At 34.6% G+C, this 18,817-nt stretch carries 23 protein-coding genes; 5 read left to right on the top strand and 18 right to left on the bottom strand.

Annotated elements, in window-relative coordinates; all coding sequences use genetic code 11:
• Positions 1 to 46: 46 nt before the first annotated feature.
• Complete coding sequence (locus JI747_RS04430; protein WP_225686559.1) at positions 47 to 376, bottom strand: ArsR/SmtB family transcription factor; 330 nt, start codon at positions 374 to 376, stop codon at positions 47 to 49.
• Between the two features lie 180 nt (positions 377 to 556).
• A complete protein-coding gene (locus tag JI747_RS04425; protein WP_225686558.1) occupies positions 557 to 1,423 on the bottom strand; it encodes a DMT family transporter in 867 nt (288 codons plus the stop codon).
• A 544-nt stretch (positions 1,424 to 1,967) separates the two neighbouring features.
• On the opposite strand from JI747_RS04425, the gene JI747_RS04420 reads away from it, so the two are divergent.
• Positions 1,968 to 2,534: a Crp/Fnr family transcriptional regulator gene (locus JI747_RS04420; protein ID WP_225686557.1), complete on the top strand. Its 567-nt coding sequence runs from the start codon at positions 1,968 to 1,970 to the stop codon at positions 2,532 to 2,534.
• Positions 2,535 to 2,589: 55 nt separating this feature from the next.
• The gene (locus JI747_RS04415) at positions 2,590 to 3,000 is read left to right on the top strand and encodes a tautomerase family protein (RefSeq protein ID WP_225686556.1); all 411 of its coding nucleotides are present in this window, start codon (positions 2,590 to 2,592) and stop codon (positions 2,998 to 3,000) included.
• 39 nt (positions 3,001 to 3,039) lie between these two features.
• On the opposite strand, the gene JI747_RS04410 is transcribed toward JI747_RS04415, so the two are convergent.
• Positions 3,040 to 3,180 carry a hypothetical protein gene (locus JI747_RS04410; protein ID WP_225686555.1) on the bottom strand — a complete coding sequence of 47 codons (141 nt, stop codon included), beginning with the start codon at positions 3,178 to 3,180 and terminating at the stop codon, positions 3,040 to 3,042.
• A gap of 203 nt (positions 3,181 to 3,383) precedes the next feature.
• Positions 3,384 to 3,734: a winged helix-turn-helix transcriptional regulator gene (locus tag JI747_RS04405; protein ID WP_225686554.1), complete on the bottom strand. Its 351-nt coding sequence runs from the start codon at positions 3,732 to 3,734 to the stop codon at positions 3,384 to 3,386.
• A gap of 117 nt (positions 3,735 to 3,851) precedes the next feature.
• Between JI747_RS04405 and JI747_RS04400 the strand changes: the two genes are divergently transcribed.
• Positions 3,852 to 4,850 carry an MBL fold metallo-hydrolase gene (locus JI747_RS04400; protein WP_225686553.1) on the top strand — a complete coding sequence of 333 codons (999 nt, stop codon included), beginning with the start codon at positions 3,852 to 3,854 and terminating at the stop codon, positions 4,848 to 4,850.
• An 8-nt stretch (positions 4,851 to 4,858) separates the two neighbouring features.
• Entirely contained in the window at positions 4,859 to 5,848 is a 990-nt protein-coding gene (locus JI747_RS04395; protein WP_225686552.1) for an aldo/keto reductase, read from the top strand.
• Positions 5,849 to 5,851: 3 nt separating this feature from the next.
• Here JI747_RS04395 and JI747_RS04390 read toward each other — a convergent pair whose 3' ends face one another.
• The 9 genes from JI747_RS04390 to JI747_RS04350 form a co-directional block, all read right to left on the bottom strand.
• Entirely contained in the window at positions 5,852 to 6,727 is an 876-nt protein-coding gene (locus tag JI747_RS04390; RefSeq protein ID WP_225686551.1) for a DUF4421 family protein, read from the bottom strand.
• A 288-nt stretch (positions 6,728 to 7,015) separates the two neighbouring features.
• Positions 7,016 to 8,062, bottom strand: a complete 1,047-nt coding sequence (locus JI747_RS04385) for an alpha/beta hydrolase (protein WP_225686549.1) — start codon at positions 8,060 to 8,062, stop codon at positions 7,016 to 7,018.
• Positions 8,063 to 8,065: 3 nt separating this feature from the next.
• Positions 8,066 to 8,218: a hypothetical protein gene (locus tag JI747_RS04380; protein WP_225686547.1), complete on the bottom strand. Its 153-nt coding sequence runs from the start codon at positions 8,216 to 8,218 to the stop codon at positions 8,066 to 8,068.
• A 30-nt stretch (positions 8,219 to 8,248) separates the two neighbouring features.
• Entirely contained in the window at positions 8,249 to 8,677 is a 429-nt protein-coding gene (locus JI747_RS04375; protein WP_225686546.1) for a cupin domain-containing protein, read from the bottom strand.
• Positions 8,678 to 8,771: 94 nt separating this feature from the next.
• Positions 8,772 to 9,332: a DapH/DapD/GlmU-related protein gene (locus JI747_RS04370; RefSeq protein ID WP_225686544.1), complete on the bottom strand. Its 561-nt coding sequence runs from the start codon at positions 9,330 to 9,332 to the stop codon at positions 8,772 to 8,774.
• Positions 9,333 to 9,430: 98 nt separating this feature from the next.
• Positions 9,431 to 10,252, bottom strand: a complete 822-nt coding sequence (locus JI747_RS04365; RefSeq protein WP_225686542.1) for a helix-turn-helix domain-containing protein — start codon at positions 10,250 to 10,252, stop codon at positions 9,431 to 9,433.
• A 164-nt stretch (positions 10,253 to 10,416) separates the two neighbouring features.
• Positions 10,417 to 10,701: a bacteriocin-like protein gene (locus JI747_RS04360; protein ID WP_449508534.1), complete on the bottom strand. Its 285-nt coding sequence runs from the start codon at positions 10,699 to 10,701 to the stop codon at positions 10,417 to 10,419.
• 327 nt (positions 10,702 to 11,028) lie between these two features.
• Positions 11,029 to 11,949: a DUF3078 domain-containing protein gene (locus tag JI747_RS04355; RefSeq protein WP_225686538.1), complete on the bottom strand. Its 921-nt coding sequence runs from the start codon at positions 11,947 to 11,949 to the stop codon at positions 11,029 to 11,031.
• A 59-nt stretch (positions 11,950 to 12,008) separates the two neighbouring features.
• Positions 12,009 to 13,394: an MFS transporter gene (locus tag JI747_RS04350; protein ID WP_225686536.1), complete on the bottom strand. Its 1,386-nt coding sequence runs from the start codon at positions 13,392 to 13,394 to the stop codon at positions 12,009 to 12,011.
• Between the two features lie 148 nt (positions 13,395 to 13,542).
• On the opposite strand from JI747_RS04350, the gene JI747_RS04345 reads away from it, so the two are divergent.
• Complete coding sequence (locus JI747_RS04345) at positions 13,543 to 14,013, top strand: Lrp/AsnC family transcriptional regulator (RefSeq protein ID WP_225686534.1); 471 nt, start codon at positions 13,543 to 13,545, stop codon at positions 14,011 to 14,013.
• Positions 14,014 to 14,057: 44 nt separating this feature from the next.
• Here the strand turns inward: JI747_RS04345 and bioA are convergent, their stop codons facing one another.
• The 5 genes from bioA to JI747_RS04320 are packed head-to-tail and all read right to left on the bottom strand — an operon-like array spanning position 14,058 to position 18,760.
• Positions 14,058 to 15,329: an adenosylmethionine--8-amino-7-oxononanoate transaminase gene (gene bioA / locus JI747_RS04340; RefSeq protein ID WP_225686532.1), complete on the bottom strand. Its 1,272-nt coding sequence runs from the start codon at positions 15,327 to 15,329 to the stop codon at positions 14,058 to 14,060.
• A 25-nt stretch (positions 15,330 to 15,354) separates the two neighbouring features.
• Positions 15,355 to 16,368 (bottom strand): biotin synthase BioB, encoded by a 1,014-nt coding sequence (gene bioB / locus JI747_RS04335; protein ID WP_225686530.1) that lies wholly within the window; start codon positions 16,366 to 16,368, stop codon positions 15,355 to 15,357.
• The gene (bioD, locus tag JI747_RS04330; protein ID WP_225686528.1) at positions 16,350 to 17,015 is read right to left on the bottom strand and encodes a dethiobiotin synthase; all 666 of its coding nucleotides are present in this window, start codon (positions 17,013 to 17,015) and stop codon (positions 16,350 to 16,352) included. Before bioD ends, bioB begins: the two co-directional genes overlap by 19 nt.
• 4 nt (positions 17,016 to 17,019) lie before the next feature.
• Positions 17,020 to 18,144 (bottom strand): aminotransferase class I/II-fold pyridoxal phosphate-dependent enzyme, encoded by a 1,125-nt coding sequence (locus JI747_RS04325; protein WP_225686526.1) that lies wholly within the window; start codon positions 18,142 to 18,144, stop codon positions 17,020 to 17,022.
• Positions 18,137 to 18,760, bottom strand: coding sequence for a hypothetical protein (locus tag JI747_RS04320; RefSeq protein WP_225686523.1), 624 nt, complete (start codon positions 18,758 to 18,760; stop codon positions 18,137 to 18,139). The genes JI747_RS04325 and JI747_RS04320 overlap by 8 nt, the downstream gene beginning before the upstream one ends.
• Positions 18,761 to 18,817 lie beyond the last annotated feature (57 nt).

Genomic DNA, 18,817 nt, shown 5'->3' with positions numbered 1-18,817 from the left:
TAGGTTCGAGATACGGGAGACGTGTTATAAGAACATGTACTTCATATCACGCATCTTTTTTATTCTGGTAGGCTTTCATGACTTCTTCTAACTTATTGAATTTTTCGTCCCACATTTTACGGAAAGGTTCAATAAAATCTGCAATTTCTTTCATTTTTATTGGATTTAAATGGTAGATAATTTCGCGACCGTTTTGCTCAGACTTCAATAATTCACATTCTGTAAGGATTTGAAGATGCTTTGAAACTGTAGGTCTTGCGGTATCAAAGTTCGAAGCAATTGCACCTGCCGTCATAGATTGTGCTGCAACCAACATCAATATTGATCTTCGGGTAGGATCGGCAATCGCCTGAAATACATCTCGTCTTAAATTCATTGTGTAGTTATTTGGCTACAAATTTAAATGAAGTTATTTGGCTACGCAAATTTTTATGAAGATATTTTATATAAATCAATAAAATCCCGGGATTAACAGGGCTTTCCATAAATATTTCTGCATTAATTTTACTTAATGATAATCATTTATGGAATTTTTGGCTGTCCCGGGAAATAGTATTTATTTCTTCTTAATTGAAATGAAAGTCTGTAAAATAACTGAAGTAATGATAAATAAAAGCCCTATATAAAAGGAAATATTGACTTCTTTGCTTTCATCAAAGAATAAAAATGCCATAATGATGGCATATATTGGTTCTAAATTAAAGGTCAGGTTCACGGTAAATGCCGGAATTTTTTTCAAAACTTCAGCAAATGTAACATACAGACCGACAGTACAAAACAACGCCAAAAACACCAAATATCCCGTATCTTTTAAGTCAGGAACTATGCGTTCTGAATGGAAAAAATGGAGGTAAATGGGCATAAAAAGGCCTAAAATAGCGGTTCCGGCGACCATCTGATAATAGTTAATGATCTTGCTATCAAAATGCCGAACCAGACGGTTATTATAAATGGTATAAAGGGCGCCAAACGCCGATGAAATAACGCCTAAACAAATTCCTAACTGATAAGAAGCATCAAAATGAAAAATAAGGCTGATTCCTAAAAGGGTTAAAGTACTAAGCAATAATTCGGAAACTTTAAATTTTTCCCGATCTATCAAAGGTTTAAAGATTGCCGTGAAAAAACTTGTCAGACAATAGCAAACTACACCAATTGAAATATTTGAGTATTTGATACTTGCATAAAAGAAAATCCAGTGCATGGTAATAAGCAATCCAACTTTGGATATACGGAGTTTTTCCTGAGTAGAAATCGTAAAGGGGATTCTCAGCAGTTTTAAAATAATAAATAAAATGATGGATGAAAATAAAAGGCGGTACCAAACCAAAAGACCTTCATTAAGGGAAATTAATTTTCCGAATACACCTGTAAATCCAGCCAGCATTACGGCCAGATGCAATAATAAATATGATTTTTTCATTTGAAAATGAACTGTATAAAAGATGAGTAATTAAATATTTTAATCAGAATCTGAAGTACGAAAAACCAACAGATAAAATGTATCTGCGTGAGAAATACTTCAAATCAAATTTGGAAATATTAAATTACTGGTGGAGGTAAACAGCTCGAATGATTCATATTTATTTTGAATAGGAAACAAATATAGAAAAAGGGACTGAAAATAGCAATCTAGGCTCTCCTATATCAGGTGAAAATAAAATCCTATAATTTATATTATGTTAAATATAATAGGTTTATATATTTTGCATTATTAATTAAATGCTTGTTATTTAAGTAGTAATTGTATGTTTGTTAGAACTCATAGTACACCTACATCACATACTTTTATTTTCGTATGTCATTACGCTATTGAATAGTTATTTCCAATCCTTCTAAATGCGAAATCCCCGGCACATATTGATTTCTGTCACATTTTTTTGTCCATAATTCAAATTTCATACTTTGAAAATCGGCTTTTTTCATAAATTAGCAATTGTGAAGAAACACAGGACAGGAGAAGACATATGGAATTTATAAAATCAATACTTGCTGATACGGTTGGAATTAAAGAAAGTTCCATTCAAAGCTTATTAGAGCTTGTAACAGAACGTAAAATCTCTAAAAATGAATTTCTTATTCAAGAAGGACAGACTTGTAATTTTGTTGGTTTTGTAAAAGAAGGTGTTTTGCGCTCGTTTGTTTACAGCAAAGTCGAAGAACATAACAATGATTTTTATTTTCCAAACACAATTGCTTGTGCACTTACAAGTTTCCTAACAAGTGAAAAAACAAATTGTAACATTCAGGCACTTTCAGACAGTACGATTTTCTGTTTGTCTAGACAGCAACTTGACTCAATAATGTCCCAAAATATGGAATGGCTAAAACTTTCCAAATACATTTCAGATACTTATTTTATCAGAAAATGTAAACGTGAAACTACATTCCTCAAAGACCAAGCGTTAGAAAGATTTAAACTAACATTGGAACTGTTCCCAAATATTGAGCAATTAGTTTCCCAATATCATATTGCCTCCTATTTAGGCATAAAACCTCAATCCTTAAGCCGATTAAAATCTTCACATAGGTGAATAAATTAGTCAAACGTTACTCTTAATTTTGGACCATTAACTCAAAAAAATTGTTATGCCAATCTTAAATTTGAAAATCAGTGGACAGGAAAACACTGAACTGACTCAAACTCTTGTAAACGAACTTACGGAACTTACGGCTTTGCATTTAAAGAAGAAACCCGAAGTAACAGCCATTACAGTTACTTACATCTCTGAAAACAGTTGGTTTGTAAACAAAAAAAGCCTGAAAGACCAGAGCTTAAAAAGCTTTTATCTGGACATTAAAATTACAGAGTCCACCAACCTTAAGGACGAAAAGGCAATGTACATAAAAGCCGTCTTTTCACTAATGGGAAAATTTCTTGGAAATTTGCATACCGAAAGTTACGTTTATGTAGAGGAAGTTAAAGCAGACGCATATGGATTTGGTGGATTGACACAAGAGTACAGATACATAGACAGCAAAAAATACGTCGTCCGCTAAGTGACTGTGGTTTTTTAATTTTTAAACAGGTTCTACAAATTATTTCGTAGAAATCAATTTTCTGTCTTTGTAGATTTTGGTTTTTTCTATACTTCCCTCCTCTCGATAGTGGATTCTTTTTCCGTTCCATTTTCGGGAGACTTCGTCATCGAATAAAGGTACGGAATCATTCAATACCATCCAAAAACATTAATTTTTAAATTAAAAAGCCTACAACACTATTTCTGAACATATTTCTCCTGCTCCTTTTGAGCATATCAATAGATTAGGAAAGTATTCTTTTAATACAAACTTTGAACTCAACAATAAAGGATAAGACCTCTTAGAAAAATTAAATAATTTTTGAAACCACCGCTTTTCTGAAATTTGGAGCAAGAACCTCATTAATGTTTCCGTACCGGTATTTTTGCTTTTATCATTTGAGCTACCCCCCATTCACGTAATTGATTGATAAACGGTATTAATTTTTCACTGGTTTCTGTGAGTGTATATTCTACTTTTGGTGGTACTTCTTGATATACTTTCCTATGCAATAGTCCATCACTTTCAAGTTCTCGCAGAGTTTGTGTGAGCATTTTAGTGGTAATATCATCCATGTATCTTTTCAACTCGCCAAAACGCAATACTTCATGATTAAAAATATACCACAAAATACGACCTTTGTATTTTCCACCAATCCTTCTAAATGCGAAATCCACGGCGCATATTGGTTCTGTCACATTTTTTTTGTCCATAATTCAAATTTTATACTTTGAAAATCAGCAATAGTTTCTTTTTAGTAGCTAAAGTACATAAAAGTAGGTACTTGTAAAAGTAAAATTATCAGGATAATTTTGTCTAAAATTAAAAAAATGAATAGACGAAATGCAATAAAATTAGCAACTATAGCAAGTAGTCTGCTGTTAACACCAAGCACAATGGGACAAACGATAATAGATAAATCTAAAGTTAAGAACAAGGCGCTTATTGCCCCCCTCGTAGTTCATTTGGGTAAAATAGATTTTCTTTTATTTTCAGACGGTCAAATGACTTTTGATAAAGCTCAACCTACATTCGCTCCAATGGTTTCTAAGATAGATTTTGAGGCTGGAGCGGAGAAATTACATCTACAAAAAAATATCATTGATCTGGGCATCAATATTATGCTAATACAAAAATCTGACAAAACTATTTTAATAGATGCCGGTATGGGTAAACATTTTGGAGATAATCAGGGAAAACTTTTAGAAAATTTAATACATGCAGGAATTGACCCCAGGTCCATAACTAACATACTTATAACGCATGGGCATCGGGATCATATTGGTGGAATTATATCTTTAGATAGAACACAAAATTTCCCCAACGCAAAATATCATATCGCAAAAAAAGAATATGATTTTTGGATGTCCGATATTCCTGATTTTTCCCATAGCAAATTAAGTGCAGAACAAATAAAAGCTACCGTTAGTTTTACCAAGAATATTCTTGAGAAAATTGATTCCAAACTAGAAAAATTTGAACCGGGGGAGAAATTATTTGGTTTCATCCAAACAGAACTGGCCGTTGGTCACACACCCGGACAAACTATTTTCACTATTACTTCAGAAGAAAAGTCGGTGAAAAATATAGTTGATGTTTTCCATACTCCGTTAATGGTCGCACAACCTGACTGGGGTGTTTGCTTAGATGTAGATTTTAATCAAGGAATAAAAACACGTATTCGATTATTGGAAGAAAGTTTCGCTAATAAAACATTGTTAATGTCCTCTCATTTACCATGGCCAGGATTAGGTTATATTGATAAAGAAAATGATCAATATAATTGGAATGCATTTAAATATTATACGCCTACAAATATTCAACTATAAAAAGTATTATGAAATTTAGAACATTAGGAAATACATTGGAAAAAGTCTCCGCTATAGGATTAGGTTGTATGGGAATGTCCCACGCTTATGGTCAAAAAGATGATAGTGAAAGTATCCGAACCTTACACAAAGCTTTAGATTTGGGTATTAATTTCTGGGATACAGCAGACTTTTATGGTGGGGGAGAAAATGAAAAGCTTCTTTCAAAGGTTTTGAAACCTAATAGAGATAAGATTTTCATTGCAACTAAATTTGGATTTAAATATGATCTAACAGCTACATCTTTTTCCAATCAGGTTGATGGTTCCCCAGCTTATATGCGCAAAGCGGTAGAACTTAGCTTAAAGAGATTAAATGTGGATTATATAGATCTGTATTATTTACACCGCATAGATCCCAAAATTCCTATAGAAGAAAGTATTGGTGCAATGAGTCTACTTGTGAAGGAAGGTAAAATAAGATATTTAGGTATTTGTGAATCATCGGAAAAAAGCATAGAAAGGGCAAACGTAATTCATCCTATCACCGCATTACAAAGTGAATACTCGGTGCTTACAAGGGATGTTGAAAGTAAAATATTACCGGCAGTTAGAAAATATAAGATGTCACTTATACCTTTTTCTCCATTGGGTAGAGGTATGCTTACTGAAAACTTTGACTTGTTGAATATTGCACCAGATGACTCTAGGTCGAAATTACCACGCTTTCAATACGAACATATGGAAAATAATCGAAAACTTGTTAAGGCTCTTTCGGAATTTGCAAATTCAAAAGGTATTACAACAACCCAATTGGCCCTTGCTTGGCTGTTAGGGCAAGGTGATGATATTATTCCTATACCCGGAACAAAAAAACAAGAATTTCTCCAACACAATGTGCAGGCTGTGGAAATTGTGTTAACGGAAGAAGAAATCAAAGCTGTCAATATGATAGTCCAGGAATATCCTAACACAGGTGAACGATATGGTTCAGAGTCTATGAAATTGACCAATAGGTAATATTTATTTCACTTTTTTAAAGATACCATCGATTTGTTTAACGTAGGAAAGCTGCATACTCAAAGTGGTAAGATCAAATGAACTTCCCGCTTTGGGGTAAGCGACCTTGTTATTAATAAGCATTGAAAAAGATAACGACCAATCATCTCTATGATATGTAGAAGCAGCCCGTGCTAAGGCAGTAGGATATATTTTTATTTTACCATCTTTTAAAGCTGCCGTCTCATTACCAAAATTAGCCCCTATAGTTGCCATCCCTGTAAGAAGCCAATGTTTGTCAATCACCCAAGAATATGCATATCCCCCATTGACTCCCAATTGTAAATTATCAAATGGTGTATTGCTATCGATGTCATTATCCAATATTGGTACTACCCTATGCCAATAGGCACCACCTCCCAATAAAAAACTCCCAACAGAAGCTTTCTGCTTTTCACTTTGTTCAAAAGCTGCCTTTGCTGAGAATTTGTTGCCGTTGAAAATGTATGTTCCTTCTGCACCTATCTGCTGAACAGAAAGATCGGGGAATAGATTAATTATTTTTTTATCTTCTGTATAAAATCCCTTATATTTTTGATAGTAAAGATCTACAACGTAATTCCTTCCGTAATTATGTATTTGTAAATCAGTGGATTTCGTTTTTCCATACTCACTTCCTTTTAAAGGAATGATACTATGTCCCAATAGAAAATTAACCATTGTGTTTCTTATACCTAAACCTACTCCTGCATTTATAGGATAATTGGGTGAAAAAGTAGTATTATCCCTATTTAGCTGTAAAGTACTTGTAGAGATATAGCCTGTTACCCACATTTTTTGATGATAAGCCGCCACGTAAGCTGAATCTGCTTTCTGAGCGTGGACTAAGCTGATTGACAAAAAAAATAATATAAAAATTATTGCTTTAAAAAGAATAAATCTGTTTTTTCTCATTCGATCATAAATTTCATTTCCCAATTTGTCAGTTACCATAATTTTGAAGATTGAATTTAAACATATAGTTATAAATAACCACATATCTATTCCTTTTTCTTCAAATAAATTTCAATATTTTATAAAATTAATATGGTAATGATGATTTTAGGATGTTTAAGCTTATCTTAATTAAAATAAAAAACCTTCCTTAAAAATTATTAAAGAAGGTTTTTTTCTCATTCAAAAAAAGAATTATTTTAAATTTTCATTAAAGAAACGTTGCAGTTTATCAAAAGGAATTTTATCTAACCTATCATATAAGTCAACATGCACCGCGTTAGGAATAATCATCAATTCTTTAGGTTCGGAAGCCGCTTTATAAATATCTTCACTAAAATATCTTGAATGGGCATTTTCACCTGCAATTATCAAAACTGGTCTTGGCGAAATTTCTTTAATATAGGTAAGGATCGGCATATTCATCAGGGAAAATCCGCTGGTTGCTTTCCAGGCTCCGTTTGAATTGATGGATCGTTCATGAAAACCTCTTGGAGTTCGGTAGTAATCAAAATAATCTTTAACAAATTGTGGTTCGTCCCCTTTTAATTTTTCGGCATTAGAACGCGGTCCGGGCGCAGTTACTCCTGTTTCTGCATCTTTCCAGCGCTGTTGGCTCATTTGTTCCAGTGTTTTTGTACGCTCTTCTAATGTAACCTTATCATAATACCCTTTTGAAGCCACTCTTGGAATATCATACATACTGGTTGTAGCTACAGCTTTTACACGCTTATCTACAGCTGTTGCGTTTAATGCAAAGCCTCCGAAACCGCAGATTCCGATAATGCCAATTTTACTTCTGTCAACATTTTTTTGAAGTCCCAAAAAATCTACAGCCGCGCTGAAATCCTCGGTATTGATGTCGGAAGAAGCGATATTACGGGGCTCTCCTCCACTTTCACCTGTATAAGAAGGATCGAAAGCAATAACAGCAAAACCTTTTTGTGCCATTTCATTGGCGTATAAACCTGAAGATTGTTCTTTCACAGCTCCGAAAGGTCCGCTAATTGCCAATGCAGGTAGTTTTTCACGGCTTATATTTTTTGGAAGATACAAATCTCCTGATAATATGATCCCGTAACGGTTTTTAAATGTAACTTTCTGACGGGTCACCTGATCACTTAAATGAAAGGTATAATGTTGTTTAGTGTCATTCATTTTTTCTGATTTTGAATTTTTCTGACCATCTGACTGGCCAAATACAAACACTGCAGCCATTGCCAATAATTTTATGCTTTTCATTTTCTATTTCATTTTTTTTAATATTTCTTGATCTACTGTTTGGGTTAAAATTTCCAAGACGGTTCTGCCTTGTTCGTATTTATTTGGCGGATTATTCTCAACGACGATTTTTTTGCTTTCAAGATCTTTTAAGCCTTTAGCTTTTCTTTCTTCCAAAAATGCTGAATTTCCACTTTTGGGTATTCATTATTTTTTTATTTCAAGGTTGGCTTCATTGTAAACTTCATCGGTTACGGGTTCCAGCCAAATATTTTCGTTGGTTTTTGGGTTTCCGTTGGTTGCCAGATGTGAGAACCAGCTTTTTGAGGTGGCGCCGTGCCAATGCTCTACGTTGGGAGCAATTTCTACAATATCTCCGGATTTAAGATGAATTGCCGGTTTTCCTCTTTCCTGATATAATCCTTCACCGCCTACCACAATCAGAAGTTGTCCTCCGGTATGACTGTGCCAGTTGTTTCTGCTTCCAGGTTCGAAGGTTACATTAGACAGAGGAACATTCAGATCGCTATTTTTTGTTAACGGAGCAAGCCAGGATTTTCCTGTGAAATATTGTGCATATCCTGTATTTTCTTCGCCTGTAGGGAAACTGCTGATTTTTGGGATTTTTGTATTCATTTTATTTTGGCTTTTTATAAAGCTACAACACATCAGTGAAAGAATTGCTATACTAAAGGTGGTAGCTTTTGTTAAGTATTTTTGATTCATTTTTTTAAGGAATAGTTTTAATGATTTTTGCAGGAATACCTCCAACTACCATATTGTCGGGAACATCTTTTGAAACTACAGCTCCTGCCGCAACTACTGCATTTTTTCCAATGGTAACTCCCGGCAGAATTGTTGCGTTGGCTCCAATCCACGCATTCTTTTTGATATGAATGGATTTGCCTACCAATCCTTTTCTATATTCAGGCTCTAATGGATGGTTTTCTGTAATAAGACTTACCTTGGGACCGATCAGTACATCATCTTCAATCGTAATTCCACCTAATGCGAGGAATGTACAGTCGAAATTGATAAACACATTTTTTCCGATGCTGATGTTCTTTCCATAATTGATATAAATGGGGGTGAAAACGGCAACATTTTCTGTATTTTTATCTAATATGCGGCTAAGCAGTTGTGATATTTCTTCAGGATCGGAAGAATTATTCATCTGTATCAGAAATTCTCTTACTTTATAAGATTCTTCTCTTAATCTGCTTATTTGTGGATGATCTGGTGAAATTTTTTCACCATTCAATAATTCTGTAAAAATATCTTCCTGTACCATCTCTATTTCTTTATACAAAGTTAGAGAGAAAGCTTCGTAATGACTTTTCTGCAGAGCTCAAATTTGTTTTCTGAGAAGCTCAATATGCTTAGTGAAAGTTAAATTTCTGTTGGAGGAACACCGTACTGCTTTTTAAAGGCTGTTGAAAAATGAGACGGATTTTTGAAACCGACTTCAAAATAGACATCATGTACTTTTTTGCCTTCTTCTTTTAGCTTTACATAGGCCATTTCAAGACGTTTTTTTATAATCCATTTCTGAGGAGTAAGGGCGCTTATTTTTTTGAAATCCCTTTTAAACGTGGCCAGACTTCGTCCTGTAAAGGAAGCGATCTCTTCCATAGAAAGTTCATCCATATAATTATCATTAAGAAATTCCAGAATATCTACCTTCCAGGGTTCGGCAAAATCGAATAAGATGGGATAAAACTGTTCATCAGTATTTAATAAAGCATAAATTCCTTCCAGTAATTTGAGATGTGTAATCGTTTCGGTAGGTTTCACATGGCTGTCAAAATAGGGAGTAAGTGACTGAAAAAGGCTTGTAATAGCTGTATCTGGCTGAATTTTAAAAACATTTGTATCTGAAATATTGATGTTCTTCGGGATTTCGGCTTTATTTAGATCACTGTAAAATTCGCGCAAAATATTTCGTTTAAACGTCAGGGAAATTCCTTTGTAGAGATCATTTCCGGTACCGTTTTTATACATTTTAAGCCGGTGATCTCTGCGAACCAGGGCGCACTCTCCTGCTTTCAGCTTTATTGTTTTATTTCTGTCTTCAATAATCTGTTCACCAGAATATAAATAAACCAAAACATGTTCCGGCGTGGAATGGATACATTTCGTACTTTCCTCAGAAAAACAAGACAGAAAAATTCCTGAATAACTTATTGTTTTTAAAGCTTCCATTTGATTCATTATAAAACAGATTAATAATTAAATCTAGTAAAAATAAAAATTAATCCTTTCGTATGCTTTTCTCTAAAGCTCAAATATCATTTCTGAGAAGCTCATCATAAATTTTCAGCATAAAAAAACCGCTCTTTAAAGAGCGGTTATACCTTACTAAACTTAGTTATTTCTTAACAAGTAGATCCGCAATTAAGAACCTTGATAACGACAATACCGTTAACAACGCACTGAACATTGCATAGTGTAGTTTCTAAAACTCCAGTAGCACCAGTTACAGCACCACCTACAGTTCCTACTACTCCACCTACAACACCACCAACTACTCCTCCTAGGCCGCCGATAGCGCCACCTACAGCACCACCTAAACCTGTTACTAAACCACCGATGTTATCAAGTAGTCCGTTTCCTGAAATAGTTTTCAACTCGTTTCTGTTTAATTTTTTCAAATTTTTCATGAATGTAATTTTATATGATTAATACATCACTAAGATATGAATAATAACAATACGATTATATATTTTTTGAAAAAATAATGAAATATTTTTATGATTTAATATTTCATTAATATAAATGGTATTTGATGAGGATTTCGTTTTTGTTTTATTGGGCTGATTTTCTAAATGTTAAAAAAGTGAAAGGAAAAATTACCGTTTATTTTAAAATTAATCTTCGGTTCATTTTCCGGTTAAATACATCATTGTTTTGTGATTAATTTACTCAGATGACTTAAATGAAAACCCTTATTTTGGAAAATATCTGAGGTTTTTTAGTCAATGACTCTCTTATTTTTTCAACCATGACTGATTGTCTTTGTTTTCGGATCTCTTTTTTCCGTTGTCAAAATTGTAAGCGAACCCTACTCCTAAGGTTTGTTTCAGCTGTGTTTTCTGAATCTGGTTATGGTCATACAGTAGATCTAATGTTACATTGGTAGAAATAAATTTATTGATCTTCATATTAAGTACTCCGCTATATGAAAGTACCAATCTTTCGGGGTGATCCAGATAATTGGAGAAAACAGAACCTGTATTGGTTAAATTGATGTTTTCCATGATCTTTACCTTATATATGGCAGTTCCCAGAAAACCAAACTGGAATAATGAAGAATCTCCGTCGTTTTTGAGACCGTAAGTTCCTGCATATTGTAAATCTTTATCTAATACGAAAGTCCATCTGGCATTGGCGGGTCTTAAGGTCATGGTGAAATTGTCATTTGGACGATAGGTTACACCTGCACCTAGATTCAGATAACCGGGAGCCATAAAATTGGAAATTTTTGCAGCTTCAGGGTTGTTACCGTCTTCATAACCGGCAGCAAATTGTGTCTGTAAACTTGCTCCTCCGGAAATGTACCAGTGTTCTGCGAATTCTCTACCATAGTTTGTAGAAAGGTTGATGACATCCTGTGTCTTTCTTGTACCTATTCCTTTTGTATTGTTTTGTCCATAGCCTAAAATGATAATATTTTCCCAGAGATCTTTTCCTTTTTCGTAAGTAAGATTGTAATTGACTCCGGCAAGCCATCCTACGTTATTGGCTCCCCCGCCGACCCAATTAGAGAATGCAGCCTGATTGAGCATTAAGGTATTCTGACCTTGTATACTCCACGCTTTTGTAGTGTCAATAACCGGAGCTTCAGACTTTTCCTGAGCAGAGATGAGGGCTCCCAAAGAAATACTAAGTGGTAATAAAATCTTTTTCATAGTCTATTTATTTCTATAAAATTAAAAATATTATTTCACTTAATAGTTATAAATTATTATTAATAATCGAGAGATTCCCGCATAATTTTATACTCTTTTATAATGAAAAACAGGAGGATAAGAATAGCGATCGCTCCATCTATAAAAAGAATAAACAGAGATAAATTACTTACAGCCCACTCTGATGGGAAAAATTGAACCATTAAAGTCATAAAAGATAAACCAATTCCCGCTCCTAAAAAATAACTTGTACTGGTAAGGCTGGAAGCGACTCCGTACTGTTGGGGCTCAACATCGCGAATTCCCAGAACAGATAAACTTGTAAAGCACAAAGTCATTCCGATTCCTGAAATACAGGCAGCACCCATTAAAACTAAAACCGTTGAATGATGAAAATAGATGGCAAGAATTAAACATAAAGCTCCTGTAAGCATAAATGACCATCCTAAAATTCCAATTTGTACTGAACTTAACTTTTTTGAAATATTGGGTAAAGCGAACTTTGCAATGAGAGCTGATAATATACTGAAAGGAACAAGCATTAATCCTGAGCTTGCAGCACTATATCCCATATCTTTTTGCAGCATAAGAGAGATAAGGAATAAAAAAGAGATAAAAAATGCTCCTAAAGACAGAAATACAAGATTGGAAGTCACTAAAGAGGTATGAGAAAAAAGCTTAAGGTCAATTAATGGATTGGAGATATTTTTTAAACGATAAATGAATGCAGCTAATAATAAAACAGATAAAATAATAGAACCTGAAATTATAAAAGGTCTTTCCTGAATATGAATGAATTCATGAGTTCCATACGTTAACAGCAATAAACCTAAAACCAGAAGAATACCGGAAACAGTATCTGTTGATGTACGATTGCTGTTCTTTATATCTGAAGGAAGGAATTTATAAGATAATATGATGGTGATGAAAAGAATAGGAACATTGATCAAAAATACCCAATGCCAGCTTAAATACGTACTGATAATTCCTCCAATAGAAAGACCGCTCCCGGATCCGATTGCCGCAAAAGCACTGAAAATACCTAATGCATGATTTCTTTCCTGGTCTTTTTGAAAAGTATGGGTAACAATAGATAATGCAGAAGGCATAATAAAAGCAGCACCCAATCCCTGAAGCGCTCTGAATATAGCTAAAGTTTGAAAATTAGTTGACATTCCTGCTCCCAGAGATGTCAGCATAAAGATTGTTCCTCCAATGAGGAAGATCTTTTTACGCCCCAATTGATCTGAAAGCTTGCCTCCGATAATTAAAAATCCCCCAAAGAAAAGAACGTATAACGTTTGCAGCCATTGCACAGTATTTTCCGTGATATTGAACTGTGACTGAATAGATGGTATGGTTAAATTAATAATGGCAATATCCAGTGCTTCAACGAAAGTTCCGATAGATGCTAATATTAAAATAAGATTTTTTTTAGGCTGCATTATGACTATATTTTTGTTTTGCAAAATTAATTTTAATAGAACTTATTATGAAATTTTAATATTAATTTAGAACAATATATTTATATTTGAATATTAAAAAGAATAAATGTTCTTTTTAAGCTTTAAATAAATTTATAATACAGAACGTATGGCTACTGAAATTTATATTCCGGACGAGAAAGACCTGTCTATTTTACGGATATTACAGAAAGATGCAAAACTGAGTATTCGTGATATTGCGGTAAGAATCAATTTGAGCCCTACTCCCACTCATGAACGGATAAAGCGACTGGAGAAACTGGGCATCATTAAAGGATATACAACGGTTGTAGATCGCAAAAAGATCAATAAGGGAATGGTGGTGATTTGTATGGTTGCCTTAAATGTTCATAACAAAAAAACAGCAGGCGTTTTTATTGAACAGGTCGGTAAGCTTAAAGAAGTCGTGGAATTTTACAACATTAGTGGTGAGTTTGATTTTATGCTGAAAATACTGGCAGCAAATATGGATGACTTCCATGAATTCTTTGTCAATAAACTTTCTGAAATAGAAGGAATCGGGCAAACAAAAAGTATTTTTGTAATGAACAGTATTAAAGAAAGTTATCAGATCATATAAAAAATGTCTCCGAATATTTCCGGAGACATTTTGTTGAAAGATTTTTAATCAAATTTCATATCCAGAACCTGCAAAACAGTATCATATATATAATCAAGATCTTCAGAGGCTATACAATAAGGAGGCACAAGATACATTACGTTTCCTAAAGGCCGCATAATGATTCCTCTGTGTAAAAATTCTTTATAGAAAAACTTACCGATGGTATTGAAATAAGAAGTTCCCTGTTCTGTTTTAAAATCCCATGCTAAAATTGTTCCTGTCTGACGAACGTTTTCAACTCGTGAATGCTGCTGCAGAGTTTTAGAAAACTCTTTATGTTTTTCATGAATTAAATTGATCTTTTCCTGAGTTTCTTTACTCAATAAAAGTTCCATGCTTGTTAAAGCTGCTGTACAGGCTAATGGATTTGCTGTAAAAGAATGTCCGTGAAATAAAGTTTTGTATTTATCTTCTGACAAAAAAGCATTGAAAATTTCGCTGGAGGAAGTGGTAATTCCCATAGGCATGGTTCCTCCGGTCAATCCTTTTGAGAAACACATGATGTCGGGTTTTTCCGTAAGATAATCGGCTGCAAATAATTTCCCCGTTCTTCCGAAGCCCGTGAAAACTTCGTCCTGAATGAGTAAAATGTTCTGTTCTTTACAAAATTTCATTAATTCGGATAAGTCTTCCGGGTGGTGCATCAGCATTCCTGCTGCTCCCTGAACGAGTGGTTCGTAAATAAAGCAGGCAATTTCATCAGCAATATCTTTTATTTGAGATTTTAGATTCTCTAGATTGTCAGAAGTTGGCGTATCGATGAATACGACATCAAAAAGCATTTCTCCAAATGGTTTTGTCCAGACACTTCTTCCGCTTACAGACATGGCTCCGAAAGTATCTCCATGATAAGCATCTTTAAAAGCAAGAATCTTTGTCTTTTCTTTCCCTTGGTTGTAGGCAAACTGAATACACATTTTCAAAGCGACTTCCACTGCTGTTGAACCATTATCAGAATAAAAGACTTTCTCCTGATTGTCGGGTAAGAGTTGTAATAAATTTTCTGAAAGCTGTATCGCTGGTTCATGGGTGAAGCCTGCAAAAATAACCTGTTCCAACGTATGGAGCTGTTCCGAAACTTTCTGGGCAATGTACGGATGAGCGTGGCCATGTAAAGTAACCCACCAGGAAGAAACAGCATCAATATATTGTTTTCCTTCGTCATCAAAAAGATAAACGCCTTTTCCTTTTACAATAGGAACGGCATCTTCTGCAGTTTTCATTTGAGTATAAGGATGCCAGTTGACACGCTTATCACGTTGCTGTAAATTCATTTTTTTAAATTGAAAGAATTAAAAATTAACAGGTTGATTTCCAGTTTTCAAACTGATCCATCGCTTTTTCTGTTGCTCTTTTCATGGGTTTTAATCCTAAAGTCTGCAATAGCTGCATATCTTCTGAAACTCCGGGATTGGGTGTTACCAATAAAGTTTCTCTCTCTCCGGTAAAAATGGAATTTGCTCCGGCCATAAAGCACCATCCCTGTTCAAACTCTGTCATTTCTATTCTTCCGGCGCTCAGACGAACCATAGAGGAAGGCATGATAATTCTTGCAGTGGCAATCATTCTTACCATTTCCCAGGTATTGGTTTTTTCATTGTCCTGAAGCGGAGTTCCTTCTACTCTTGCTAAAGCATTGATAGGAACAGATTCCGGATGTTTGGGCATTGTAGCTAATGTTAACAGCATAGAAATTCGGTCTCTGTGTGTTTCTCCAAGACCTATAATTCCTCCGGAACAAACGGTGATTCCTGCTTTTCTTACATTATTAATAGTGTTAATTCTGTTATCAAAAGTTCTTGTAGAGATAATCTCTTCATAATACTGTTCAGACGTATCAAGATTGTGATTGTAAGCATATAAACCTGCTTCCTGAAGACGGATTGCCTGTTCTTCTGTCAACATCCCCAATGTACAGCAAACTTCCATTCCCAAATCATTTACCCCTTTTACCATGTCGATCACCCGGTTAAAATCACGGTTGTTGCGGACTTCTCTCCATGCTGCAGCCATACAGAAACGGGATGAGCCTCCGTCTTTTGCTTTTTTGGCGTGTTCAATGACCTGTTCCGTAGGAAGTAATGCCTGAACTTTGATGTTGGTGTGATAACGCGCTGCCTGTCCGCAATACGAACAGTCTTCAGGACAGCCACCTGTTTTTATTGATAATAAAGTGGACATTTGTACTTCTTCAGGATTATGCCATTCACGGTGAACTGTGGCTGCTTTGTATATAAGTTCTAGGAGCGGAAGATTGTATATTTCCTCTATTTCTTCCTTTGTCCAGTCATTTCTTAGTGGTTTCTTATCCATGAGTCTATTTTTTCTAATTGTTTTACAATGTTGTCTATACTTTCTTTCGTTATGTTTTCCAGATCAGGAATTCTTATAATTTTTGTTTCAGATGGAATGTTTTTGCAGATTATTCTTTCAGTGTCTTGCGGGAAATTTCCGTTAAGGATGACGTATTCAAGCTTTATTTTCTTTTGCTCCAAAGCTGAAATTGATAACAACGTATGATTGATGCAGCCTAAATAATTTCTCACGACCAATGCAACAGGAAGACCTAATCTTTCAATTAAATCAATGATAAATTCATTATCGTTTAAAGGAACCATTAAACCTCCTGCTCCTTCTACGATAAGGTTGTTTGAGGTATCGGGAAGTTTAAATTCATTTAAATCTATGGTAATTCCTTCCTCTTTGGCCGATTGATGGGGAGATGCCACCAATTGAAAACGATACGTTTCTGAATGACAAACCGTATTTTCTCCTACCCAATTTGAAATCTTCATACTGTCAGAAAGATCCAGATCTCCTGATTGTACCGGTTTCCAGTAATCCGCATTGAAATATTTCGTTAAAACAGCTGAACAGACGGTTTTTCCTATTTCTGTTCCGATTCCGGTGATGAAAATTCGTTTTTGTATACTTTTTTTTGTTTTTACTGCTACATTCATGATTCTAAATATTTATCCCTTTAACAAAACCTTTAATAATCTTCGTTAAACCAAGAATCTCTTCTTCCGTATTGAAACTATGAAGGCAGATTCTCAGTCGCTCTGTTCCTTCCTTTACAGCCGGGCTCAAAACGGCATAAGTTAAAAATCCATTTTCAGATAAAATCTCTTTTAAGTTTCTTAATTGATGGTTATCAGGAATGATGATCGCCTGAATCGGACTTTTTTCCGAAGACAGACTGTTTAAATTCTGATCACGGAAAATTTTAATATTCTCCTGAAGCTTACCAGATAATCTCTTATTCGCATTTAAAAAATTATACCCTTCCAGAATACTGTTCCAGAGAAAATCATGGGCAGAAGTCGTATAAATAAAGGGTGATGAGAAATTAACGAGGTAAGATTTTATCAGATCATTACTTAAAACTGCGGCTCCATGACTTCCAAGAGCTTTTCCATACGTGATAACGGTTGCTAAAACTTTATTTTGAAGCTGAAATTCATTAACCAAGCCATATCCGAAAACTCCAAAAGCATGTGCTTCATCTACAATCAGGTGAGCATTATATTTTTCCGTGATTTCAACAATTTCATTAATGGGAGCAAAATCGCCGTCCATTGAATATAAACTTTCAATAGCAACGTAACAAAGTCCGTTTTGCTTCTTTAAAACCTGTTCTAAATCTTCAATGTCATTATGCTTAAATTTCAGTTTTTTAGCATTTGAAATTTTACAGGCATCATGTACCGAACGGTGAATTTTTTCATCAACAATCATTATATCATGACGTGTTGGAAGCGCTGAAAATAAAGCCAAATTGGCATTGTAACCTGATGGAAAAAGCAATGCAGACGGATAGCCATGTTCTTTCGCTAGAAATGATTCAGTTTCTGTAATGACACTGCTGTTACCACTTATTAATCTAGATCCCGTACTTCCTTTCAGTAATTTTGGATTTTCTAAGACATTTTTTAATAAAATATTTTGAAAATCTGTATTTCCTGCCAATCCCAGATAATCATTAGAATAAAAGTCAATTCCTTTTTGTTGAGATTTTAAAATTCTTAAGGTTCCGTTTTCTTTTCTTTTTTCTAAAGCTTCCTGAAAATGAAGGAACTGATTAAGCATAATTTAATTCTAAAACTTCCTGTGAAATGGCATTGATCCATTGCTCATGAAGCTCTTTTTCAATCGTTAAAACAACTTCAGCATGCTTTTTCCAGTCCTCCGAGAATTCATCGAGCTGGTTGATCATTTCTTCCAAATGCCCTTCCTCTTCAAGAATAATCGATTTTACCATGATTTTTGAAGAGGTTTTAGTGAGGATTTCCTGATAAACAGGGTATAATTCATCGGCACGAACCTCGATCGCATAAGTGACAAAAAGATAAGCTGCATATTTTAATTCTTCTTTCGTCAGTTGAAAAACCTGCTGAAGATATTTGCAGGCTTTAATGTCAAGCGAATGAAGATATTGTCTGGTAGCAACTGAAGCTAAAAGTTCATTGCTGTTGTATGTTTTACAGTACTCAGAATTAATTTTAAGAATCTGCTTTTTCAGATAATAGGCATGACGGTGTTCTTCTGCTGCGTGTTTTAACTGAATTAAGCTAACTTCTGTAGGATGCTCACAGGCAGAAATTTTTCTTGCTCCGGCATTTTCCATAAAGGAGAGAGTGTTCAGCCATTTGGCATGGGTTTCATTGTGCTGAACTACTTTTTCTAAAAGATTGTAAAATTCCATTCTTTTTTTGTTTTGGTTCAAAAGTAGTATATTGCCGGATGGTTCATTGGTGCCAGT

Source organism: Chryseobacterium tagetis, from assembly GCF_016735585.2.
Taxonomy (GTDB): Bacteria; Bacteroidota; Bacteroidia; order Flavobacteriales; family Weeksellaceae; genus Chryseobacterium; species Chryseobacterium tagetis.
Note: the sequence above shows the minus strand (reverse complement) of the source record. Positions and strands in the feature narration are given on the sequence as shown.